The sequence below is a fragment of the Glycomyces dulcitolivorans genome, from assembly GCF_003265355.1.
Taxonomy (GTDB): Bacteria; Actinomycetota; Actinomycetes; order Mycobacteriales; family Micromonosporaceae; genus Glycomyces; species Glycomyces dulcitolivorans.
In genome coordinates this window covers 67,374-77,182 of sequence record NZ_QFRW01000091.1, presented here as the reverse complement: position 1 = coordinate 77,182, position 9,809 = coordinate 67,374, and the positions used below count along the sequence as shown (strand labels likewise).

The window sequence follows — 9,809 nt, the reverse complement described above, 5'->3', positions numbered from 1 at the left end:
GGTGAGGCCGACGCGGTGGCCGAGCCCGGCCGCGGTCTCCTCGCCCAGTTGCAGGCCGTCGAGCCCGCGCGCGGCCAGCAGGGCGAGCGCGAGGCCGCCCAGCACGAACGGGGCCATGCCGAAGGCGACGTCCGCGCCGCGCCCGGCGAGCGAGCCGACCGCCCAGAACCGGTACTGGTCGAAGGACTGCACGTCGGTCGCCAGGACCGCGTACACGACCGCCGCGAGGCTCGCGTCGATCGCCGCCCCGGTCAGCGCGTACGTCGCGGGCCCGCCGCCGGTGGTGCGGGCCGCCACCGTGGAGACGGCGTACCCGACGACCCCGGCGAGGAGCGCCCCGGCGATGCCGAGCCACACGTACTGGCCGATCCCGGTGAGCCCCAGGACGTTCAGGCCGATCACCACCCCCAGGCTCGCCCCGGCCGCGACGCCGAAGATCCGCGGGTCGGCCAGGGGGTTGCGGGTGAGCGTCTGCATGAGGACCCCGGCGACGGCCAGGCCCGCCCCGGCGAGGAGGCCGACGACGGTGCGCGGCAGGCGCTGGTCCCACACGACGGTGGCCGCGATCGGGTCGGCGCGGGTGAGCCCGGCCCACAGTTCGGCGGGGGACAGGTCGCGGGCGCCGAACGCGAGCGACGCGATGACGATGAGCCCCAAGAGGATCGCGGCCGCCAGGCACGCGGCGGCCCGGCCGCGGGCGGTGGCGGCGGGCCGGGGGAGTCGGAGGGCGACGGGCACCGTCCCACAATAGGGGAGGCTAACCTAACCGGCCAGCGGCACTGTCGCGAATGTGGCGATTGCCGCGAATATTTGTCCTAAATGCCCGGTGTTAGCCTGCTCGCGTCCATCGACACCGACGCAAGGAGCAATTCCGATGAGGATCATCCAGGCCGCGGCCCACCTGCTCGCCGCCAGCGCCCTGGCAGCCGCGGGCACCATGGCGATCGCCAGTCCGGCCGCCGCCCAGCACTGCGGCTGGCAGGGCGACGGCACCCAGGACTACAACCACTGCGGCGACACGAACGTGATGCTCACCGTCGAGCACGTCTTCGGCGACGACGACCACTTCTGCGCCCGGCCCGGCATGAACAACATCAACGCCGGCGACTCGCCCTACAACACCTGGCGCACGACGTTCGCGTACTACGCGGGCGGGCCCACCAACTGCTGGTACGGCTGGCACCGCTAGTCCGATCCGCGGCCCCGGAGCGCGCTCCGGGGCCGGCTACTCCCCGGCCAGGTCGTCCGGGACCGGGGCGCCGATCTCGGCGTACCGCGCGCGGGCCCGATCGCGGCGCCTCAGGAACGCCTCCTCGTCGCCGCCGGCCAGCGCGATGCGCGCGAGGAGCCGCAGGGACTCGGCCTCGCCGGGCTGGTGCCCGGTCTGCCGGTGGAGTTCCTCGGCCTTGGTCGCCCGGTCGGCGGCCGCGGCGGGCCGCCCCTCGTGCAGGTCGATCTCGGCGAGGACGTTGAGCGCCCGGCCCTCCAGGAACCGGTAGTCGGCCTCCCTGGTGGTCCGGAGCGCCTGCGCCGCAGCCGCTTCGGCGCCCGCGGCGTCGCCGCCGCGCAGCAGCGCCCCCGACCGCTCCACCATCGCCTCGACCCGGTGGAAGACCGTGGCGTCGTGCTCGGTCATCGCGAGCACGCGGTCGTAGAGGGCGACCGCCTCGCGGTGCTCGCCCATGCCGTCGTAGGCCGCGGCGAGGGTGACCATGTCGGCCGCCCGGTTCCGGTGGTCGTCCTCGCCGACCTGCTCGGCGACCGCCTGCTTCGCGAGTTCGAGTGCTTCGGCCGCCTCCCCCGAGGCCAGCAGGAGCCGCGCGGTCGCGCCGGGCAGGTCGCGAGTCCGGTCGATGCTGACGCTGCGGCGGCTCAGCTCGACGGCCTCCTCCAGGTGGGCCGCGGCCGCGTCGAGGCGGCCGCGGTGGATCTCGATCTCGGTCAGGTGCGTCAGGAACAGGACGGTGATCGGGTCGTTCCCGGTGTCCTTCACGATCTTCAGGCCCTGTTCGAGGTAGTCGATCCCCGTGTCGAGCTCGCCGAGCAGGGCGTGGTGGAGCCCCAGGAGGTTCAGGTTCGTCGACTCGGCGCGGTGCTCGCCGATCGCCCGGAACTCGTGCAGCGCGGCGTAGGCGTGGACCAGCCCCTCGCGCAGCCGGCCCTGGTAATAGCAGGCCTTCGCCAGGTTGCCCTCGGCCGACGCCGCGCCGGCGGGCCAGCCCGCCGTGCGCGCGAAGCCCGCGGCGGCGCGGAAGTGCTCGATGGTCTCGTCCATCCGGTTGCAGCGCATCAGCCCGCACGACAGCGCCATCTCCGCCGCGGCCTGACCGAGCGGATCGCCCGCTGCATTCGCCGCCGCGACGGCGGCCGTGCCGATGCGCACGCCGTCGTCGCCGAGCATGTGGAGCCAGAAGTAGCCGCGGGTCGCGTCGGCCACGAGCCACGCGAACCGCGGCCTGCCGTGCGCGGCGGCGACCTCGACGGCGGCGATGAGGTTCTCCCACTCGTCCTTCAGCCACCGCGCGGCCGCCTCGGCGGTCAGTTCGTATGGCGCGCTGCGGTTCTCAGGCAGCGGCAGCGCGACCATCGCCGGGTACAGCGCCGACCGGCAGGCGTCGGCGCCGTTGAGGTACCAGTCGAGCAGGCGGTCCAGGGCCGCGTCCTCCGGCTCGGCGTCGAGGAGTTCGGCCGCGTACAGGCGCAGGAGGTCGTGGAGGCGGTAGCGGCCGCCGTGCAGCGGCTCGACCAGGTGCGCCTCGGCGAGCGCGCGGAGCGCCTTCCGCGCGTCGGCTTCGGCGCCGCCGTGGAGACCGATGGCCGCGGCCGCGCTGAAGTCGGGCCCGGGGTTGAGCGCGAGCAGGCGGAACAGCCGTGCCGCCGCGGGCCCGAGCGCCTGGTAGGACCAGGAGAACACGGCGCGGAGGTCGACCGCGTCCTCCCCGGCGGTGAGGGCGTCGAGCCGCGAGGACGCCAGCTCGGCGGCGATCTCCCCGAGCGCGAGGCCCGGCTGCGCCGCGGCCCGGGCCCCGGCGATCGCCAGCGCCAGGGGCAGGTCGGCGCACGCGGTCAGGATCTGTTCCAGCGCTTCGGGTTCGGCCGCGAGCCGTTCGGCCCCGAGCTGGCGTTCGAGCAGCGCGGCCGACTCGTCGCGGTCGAAGGCCCCGAGCCCGATGATCCGCGCGCCGTGCGACGCGGCGAGGCCGACGAGCTGGTGGCGGCTGATGACCAGCGTGTGCACCTGCGCGGCGTCGGGCAGGAGCGGGCGCACCTGAGCGGCGTCGCGCGCGTTGTCGAGGATCAGCAGCCGCGGCTCGGCCCCGATGAGGCTGCGGTACAAGGCGAGTTGCGCATCGGCCTCGGCCGGGACGCGCCCCGGCTCCACCCCCAGCGCGCCGAGCAGCTGCCGGACGGCCTCAGCCGGCGCGGTCGGCGCCGCGCCCGGCGCGAACCCGCGCAGGTCGAGGTAGAAGCGCCCGCCGGGGAACCGGTCGGCCGCGCCGTGCCCCCAGTGCAGGGCCAGCATCGTCTTGCCGACGCCGCCGACCCCGGTCAGGACGACCAGCGGGCTCGACCCCTCGGCCGCCGCGTCCAGGCGCGCCAGGTGCTCCCGCCTGCCGGTGAACACGGCCGTGCCCGAAGGGAGCGTCATCGGGGTGACCTGCGGGGCCGGGGCCGCGTCCCCGGTCAGCAGCGCGCGGCCCTCCTCGTCCAGGTCGAGCGCTTCGATCAGGAGCCGCAGCGTCTTCGGCTGCGGCCGGACCTTCCCCGACTCGATGTCGCGCACGGTGCGGGTGCCGACGCCCGACTTGAGGGCCAGCTCTTCCTGCGTCATCATCGCCCGCAGCCGCAGCGGCCGGAGGTTGACGCGGGCACGGGGCAAGGGGTCGGCCATGCGCGCAATGATAGGCCGACCCGGGCGCCCCTCAGGCCAGGTGCGCCCAGGAGCCGGGCTCGGCGCGCAGGAACTCTTCGAGCGTCCAAGGGCGCGTGCCGGTTACGTGCTCTATGGTGTGGCTGGTCACGGAGGTCTCGCCGGTGGCGACGGCCTTGTACGACCCGGCCCATCCGTCGATCTGCCACTCCTCGGCGCCCGCGCGCGAGGCGCGGGCCTCCTCGTCGGTCTCGGGGGCGTACCGGATCTCGCGGCCGGTGACCTCGCCGAGGATGCGCGCGGACTCGTCCATGGTCAGCGGCACGGGACCGGACACGTCGTAGATCCGGTCGGCGTGGGCCGCGTCGAGCAGCGTCTCCACGGCGAGGCGGGCCACGTCCCGGCGCGCGACCCAGGCGACCCGGCCCTGCCCGGCCGGTCCGCGGATCACCCCGTCCTGGACGAAGAGCGGCAGCATGTCGGCGTACAGCGCGTTGCGCAGCGCGGTCAGGCGCAGCCCGGACTCGATGATCAGTTGTTCGGTCTGGGAGTGCTCGCGGGCGAAGGTGAACGTCGCCAGCGGCGAGGCGCCCATGAACGAGGTGTAGACGACCCGCTCGACCCCGGCCGCCACCGCCGCGCGCACCGCGCTGCGGTGCTCGGGCATCCGGTCGCGGCTCTCGTGCGCCGACACCAGGAACAGCGTGTCCACTCCAGACAGCGCGGTGCGCAGTGCGGCCTCGTCCTCGAACGAGGCGACCGCGACCTCCGCGCCGCTCAGCTCCGGCGCGCGCGAGGCGTCCCGCACGATCAGCCGCTGCGCCGCGCCGCGATCGGCGAGCATCCGGGCCACGCGCGACCCCAGTTGACCGGTGGCACCGGTGACGGCGATGGCTCCCACGCCCGAACCCCTTCCCTCTGCGTCCATGACCACTTAGCAGTACCAGAGTCCCGCGGCACCCGCTCGCGGACCGCGCACCCGGCCCCGATTCCTCACGCCTCGGGACGCCCGGCGAGGTCGTCGGCCATGCGCCGCTCCGGCGCCGGCTCGGTGAGGCGCTCGCCGGTCACGGTCCAGCCGGTGCGGAAGTCGTTGCGGTGACGTGAAAGCGAGGCATGGTTCGGAGGCTAGAAGAGCTCCCCGGTCCACGTGTAGGAGGGGTCGGCGTACCAGGACGATTCGCAGTCGCTCTGGGCGTAGCCGTCGTTCACGCACTCCTGGACGTAGACGTCCTTGTCGGTCGGCTCGTCGTCGCCGTAGAGCACCCCGGTCCAGGTGTAGGAGGAGTCGGCGAACCAGGACGCGTCGCACTCGGCCGCGCTGTAGCCGTCGTACTGGCACTCCTGGACGTAGACGTCGCGCTGGCCCGACACGTCGGACGAGGTCGTCTCCTCCGTCTCGTACGTTTCGTAGGTCTCATAGGTCGGAGTCGGCTCGTCGGTGTAGAGCTGCCCGGTCCAGGTGAGCGACGGGTCGTTCGGCCAGGACTCCTCGCATTCGGCCTCGGAGTACCCGTAGTCCCGGCATTCCTCCACATAGGTCGCATGCTCCGGCGACTGACCCTCGTCGTCATCGTCGTTGTTCGCCCGGTCGGCGGCCCACGCGACGGTCGAGATGACGGCGACGACGAGCACGACCGCCGCTCCGACTCCGACCCTCGCCGGCGTCGACGGGTCCGTCGGAGGCTTCGGCGGCTTCGGCCGATCGTCGATCGGCGGCCGGGGCGGGACCGGGGGAGCGACGGGCTCCGGCTGCGGGGGCTCGTCCACGACCCAGGTGCGCCGGTTCGGGTCCGTGACCAGCGTGGGGCCGTTGTCGATCCGCGTGGCGCCCTCCCCGGTGTCGTCGAGGAGCCGCGCGATCGCGGACTCCTGTTCCTCCGCCAGCGCCGTTACCGCGTCGGGCCAGGGCCGGGAGGACGGGGTCACCGGTCCGATGAGCTGAAGCAGCTCCGCCGGTGTCGGCCGGTCGCCGGGGTCGGCGGCCAGGCACCGCTCCACGAGGGCGCGGACCCGCACGGGCACACCGTCGAGGTTCGGATCCGCCCGCACGACGTTGTTCATCGTGGCCAATGTGGACGCGCCAGTGAACGGACCCGTTCCGGTGCAGGCCATCACGAGCACCGAACCGAGCGAGAAGACGTCGGATGCGGCCGTCAGCGGCTCCGACTGCGTCTGCTCGGGCGACATGAACCCCGGCGTGCCGATGAGCGCGCCGGTGCGCGTCAGGTCGGAGCCCTCGGCGGCGCGGGCGATCCCGAAGTCGATGACCCGCGGGCCGCTTCCCTCCAGGATCACGTTGCCCGGCTTGAGGTCCCGGTGGATCACCCCGGCCGCGTGGATCGCCTCCAGCGCCGAGGCCAGCCCGGCCGCCAGCCGGATCACCGCCGCCTCCGGCAGCGGACCGGCGCCCTTGACCGCCTCGTCCAATGTGGGCCCGCGCAGGAACTCCGAGGCGAGCCACGGGACCGGATCGTCGGGCTTGGCCTGGACCACCGCCGCGGTGTAGAGCCCCGAGACCTGCCGCGACTTGCGCACCTCCTCGCGGAAGCGGGCGAGGAACTCCTCGTCCTCCCTCAGCCATTCGCGGATCACCTTCACGGCGACCAGCCGCCCGTCGTGGCCGGCCCCGAGCAGCACCCTCCCCATCGCACCCCGCCCGAGCTCGGCGAAGACGCGGTAGGGCCCGATGCGGTCGGGATCGTTGGGTGACAAGCGCTGCATGGCATCTCCGAGCGGGCAATCCGGTTCCGGCACGTCCGGACGCTCCGGGCCGTGCCACGTCCGGACCACTCCACCACGTCCTGTCACAGATCCGTCCTCGCGGAAACCGCACACCAGATCGCTACGTTATGTAGTTAGATGACTACCAAAAGTGATCGCATCGATTCCGGGAGTGATGCCGCGTGACCTCGACCAGCGCGATCGAACGCAATGCCGCACGACTGCTGCACACCGACGGCACCGCCCTCGAACCCCGCGCCCTGGAATGGGCGGCATCGCCCCTGCGCGTGGAGGTCGCCGACGAGGAGCGCATCCGCCGCGGGCACCGCTTCTTCGAGGAATGCCTGCTCGACGGGCGGCCCGTCTACGGCGCCACCACCGGGTTCGGCCCCCTCGTCGTCTACTCAGGACGGTCCGATGCCGCCGACCAGTGCCGCAACGTCCTCGACCACCTCATCGCCGGCCAAGGCCCCGACCTCGAACCCGACCTGGTCCGCGCCGCCATGCTGGTGCGCCTCTGGTCGCTCGCCGCCGGCCGCTCGGGCGCCTCCATGCGCGTCATCGAAGCGCTCACCGCCGCCCTCGCCACCGACCTCGCGCCCGCCGTGCCGCGCCTCGGCTCCCTCGGCGCCAGCGGCGACCTCGTCCCGCTCGCCTACCTCGCCCGCGCCCTCGAAGGCCAGGGCCACGCCTACCTCGCCGGCCAGCGCATGCCCGCCGGGCGGGCGCTGGAGCGGGCCGGACTCCGCCCGCTCGTCTTCCAGGGCCGCGACGCCCTCGCGATGGTCAACGGCACCTCCCTCACCACGGCCGCAGCCGGACTCGCCCTGCTGTCGCTGCACCGCTCGGCGAAGGCCGCGGTGCTCCTGACCGCCGCGCTGGCCGACGTCCTCGGCTGCACGCCCGCGTTCCTCGACCCCGAACTGCTGACCGCGTTCGGGCACGGCACCACCGCCGACGTCGGCCGCGACCTGCGCGGCCTCCTCGCCGGCAGCGACCCGCGGCCCGACCGGCCGCTCCAGGAGCCCTACAGCATCCGCTGCACCCCGCAGCTGATCGGCGCGGCCGTCTCGGCCATGGGCTACGCCGACGAGGTGGTCCGCGCCGACCTCGGCGGGGTCAGCGACAACCCGCTGGTCTTCCCCGAGCAGGAGGCGGTCGCCCACGGCGGCAACTTCTTCGGGCAGCCCGCCGCGTTCGCCGCCGACCTGATGACGATGGTCGGCACGCAGCTGGGCAACCTCGCCGAGCGGCAGCTCGACCTGCTCATCGACCCGCGGCGCAACGGCGGCCTGCCGCCGATGCTCTCGCCCGACCCGGGGCGCCAGCACGCGCTCCAGGGCGTCCAGGTCGTCGCGACCGCGATGGTCGCCGACATGCGCCGGACCGCGCACCCGGCCTCGGTCCAGAGCCTGCCCACCAACTGGCACAACCAGGACGTCATCCCGTTCGGCACCCAGGCGGCGTTCAACGCCCTCGACCACGCCCGGTCGCTGCGCCTGCTCCACGGCGCGCTCGGCGTCGCACTGCGCCAGGCGGTCCACCTCGGCGAGCGCCCGACCGGGCCCGGGGTCACCGACCTGGTGGACCGGCTCTGCGCGGTCGTCGACCCCGTCGACGTCGACCGCCCGCTGGACGCCGACGTCCGCGCGGCCGCCGACGTCCTCGACGCCGCGGCCGGCTCATGACGGCCGGATGCCGCTCGATCGCACCGGCGCGCCCCGATGCGGCGATCGAGTCGCTGGTCCTGCCCGAGCCCGGCGAGCCCGTCGCCGACTGCCGCGGCTGCGACCAGCCCGTCGCCGCCGAGCACGCGCTGCTCGGCGGCCGCGAGGCCGAAGTCCTGCGCTCGCCGGCCGATCCGCACGAGCGCGCCCGCTACCGGTGGACCGTGGGGCACCAGGCCATGTTCTGCGTCTGGCGGCACCTGCGCGACAGTCTGGAGGCGCTCGCCGCCGCCTCCCCGCAGGAGGACATCGACTGGGCTGCAACGGGGTACGAGGTCGGGGCGGTGCTGTTCCTCTACAGCGGCGGATGCACCCGCGAGGAGTACGAGGCGACGGTCCGCCGCGACATGGCCGGGCACCACCCGGCCTTCAGCGGCGAATGGGCCCGGGACCACATCGGACTCCCGCGGCTCCTGCGCTCGATCCTCGACTGCCAACCCGAGCAGCGCACCGAGCGCCTGGCCCGCGCCGCCCGCGCGAACCGCGACGCCCACATGGCCGTCGCCTCGCGCCTCGTCCCCGGCGGCGGCTCGCTCCTCCAGAAGGCCGGACGCCGTCCCGGCACGGCGGCGAGCGCGGCCGAGCTCGACCTCCACGACGAGTTCTTCACCGTCCGCCGCGCCGCGGTCTGCGACGGGGCGCTGAACGCCCAGCTGACGCGCCGCCTCGCCCAGATCGCCGCCGACCTGTCGGCGCACGGCATGCCCGAGCCGCCGCCAGATCGCTCCGATGACCTTGCGCCCCTGCTGGAGCGCGTTCCCGACCTGTTCAACGACTACCTGCGACCGCTGCGACCGACCACCTGAGGAGTTCCATCATGGACGCCATCGCCGAGTTCAAGAGCATCATCCTGACCCCGCAGATCTACGGCTACCTGCTCGACCAGGCCGAGCCCCCGACCGCCGCCCAGCGCGCCATCATCGAGCGCACCGCCGCGCTCGGCGGCCCCGCCGAGATGCGCATCCCCCACGAGCAGGGCGTGTTCCTCACGCTCCTCGCCCAGATCACCGGCGCCCGCCGCGTCGTCGAGGTCGGCACGTTCACCGGCTACTCGGCCCTCAGTCTCGCCCTCGGCATGGACGAGGGCGGCACCGTCATCACCTGCGACGTCTCCGAGGAGTGGACCGGGATCGCCAGGGACGCATGGGAAGCGGCCGGGGTCGCCGACCGGATCGACCTGCGCATCGGCCCCGCCGCGCAGACCCTCCGGGCCCTGCCCCGGGACGCCGACATCGACCTGGTGTTCCTCGACGCCGACAAGACCGGCTACCTCGACTACTGGGAGCAGCTCGTGCCGCGCGTGCGCCCCGGCGGCCTGCTGCTGGCCGACAACGTGCTCTACGCCGGCGAGGCCGCCGAACCCGACGCGACCGGGAACGCCGCCGCGATCCGCGAGTTCAACGACCGCGTCCGCGCCGACGACCGGGTCGCCTCGGTCCTCCTGCCGATCGCCGACGGCTTGACCATCGCCCGGAAGCGCGCCTGAG

At 74.0% G+C, this 9,809-nt stretch carries 8 protein-coding genes; 4 read left to right on the top strand and 4 right to left on the bottom strand.

Annotated features, from left to right (window positions below; genetic code table 11):
* A partial coding sequence (locus tag DI269_RS10805; RefSeq protein WP_112135631.1) for a FecCD family ABC transporter permease occupies positions 1–738 on the bottom strand: 738 nt, incomplete at its 3' end.
* 136 nt (positions 739–874) lie between these two features.
* On the opposite strand from DI269_RS10805, the gene DI269_RS10800 reads away from it, so the two are divergent.
* Positions 875–1,189 carry a DUF6355 family natural product biosynthesis protein gene (locus DI269_RS10800; protein ID WP_112135629.1) on the top strand — a complete coding sequence of 105 codons (315 nt, stop codon included), beginning with the start codon at positions 875–877 and terminating at the stop codon, positions 1,187–1,189.
* Between the two features lie 36 nt (positions 1,190–1,225).
* Here DI269_RS10800 and DI269_RS10795 read toward each other — a convergent pair whose 3' ends face one another.
* The 3 genes from DI269_RS10795 to DI269_RS10785 all read right to left on the bottom strand — a co-directional run bounded on the left by DI269_RS10795 (position 1,226) and on the right by DI269_RS10785 (position 6,595).
* Positions 1,226–3,892, bottom strand: a complete 2,667-nt coding sequence (locus DI269_RS10795; protein WP_112135626.1) for a tetratricopeptide repeat protein — start codon at positions 3,890–3,892, stop codon at positions 1,226–1,228.
* 31 nt (positions 3,893–3,923) lie between these two features.
* Positions 3,924–4,772 (bottom strand): SDR family oxidoreductase, encoded by an 849-nt coding sequence (locus DI269_RS10790; protein ID WP_112135624.1) that lies wholly within the window; start codon positions 4,770–4,772, stop codon positions 3,924–3,926.
* Between the two features lie 227 nt (positions 4,773–4,999).
* Positions 5,000–6,595 (bottom strand): serine/threonine-protein kinase, encoded by a 1,596-nt coding sequence (locus DI269_RS10785; RefSeq protein WP_112135622.1) that lies wholly within the window; start codon positions 6,593–6,595, stop codon positions 5,000–5,002.
* A gap of 260 nt (positions 6,596–6,855) precedes the next feature.
* Between DI269_RS10785 and DI269_RS10780 the strand changes: the two genes are divergently transcribed.
* From DI269_RS10780 to DI269_RS10770, 3 genes are read left to right on the top strand one after another with little or no spacing between them, the layout of a single operon-like run.
* Complete coding sequence (locus tag DI269_RS10780; RefSeq protein ID WP_112135645.1) at positions 6,856–8,283, top strand: HAL/PAL/TAL family ammonia-lyase; 1,428 nt, start codon at positions 6,856–6,858, stop codon at positions 8,281–8,283.
* Positions 8,280–9,128, top strand: coding sequence for a hypothetical protein (locus tag DI269_RS10775; protein WP_112135620.1), 849 nt, complete (start codon positions 8,280–8,282; stop codon positions 9,126–9,128). The genes DI269_RS10780 and DI269_RS10775 overlap by 4 nt, the downstream gene beginning before the upstream one ends.
* Positions 9,129–9,139: 11 nt before the next feature.
* A complete protein-coding gene (locus DI269_RS10770; RefSeq protein ID WP_112135617.1) occupies positions 9,140–9,808 on the top strand; it encodes an O-methyltransferase in 669 nt (222 codons plus the stop codon).
* Position 9,809: the final 1 nt, after the last annotated feature.

Bases quoted from the DNA above. Each gene is read 5' to 3' on its own strand.
- DI269_RS10800 (WP_112135629.1), top strand. From the start codon at position 875: ATGAGGATCATCCAGGCCGCGGCCCACCTGCTCGCCGCCAGCGCCCTG.
- DI269_RS10795 (WP_112135626.1), bottom strand. From the start codon at position 3,892: ATGGCCGACCCCTTGCCCCGTGCCCGCGTCAACCTCCGGCCGCTGCGG.
- DI269_RS10785 (WP_112135622.1), bottom strand. From the start codon at position 6,595: ATGCAGCGCTTGTCACCCAACGATCCCGACCGCATCGGGCCCTACCGC.
- DI269_RS10775 (WP_112135620.1), top strand. From the start codon at position 8,280: ATGACGGCCGGATGCCGCTCGATCGCACCGGCGCGCCCCGATGCGGCG.
- DI269_RS10770 (WP_112135617.1), top strand. From the start codon at position 9,140: ATGGACGCCATCGCCGAGTTCAAGAGCATCATCCTGACCCCGCAGATC.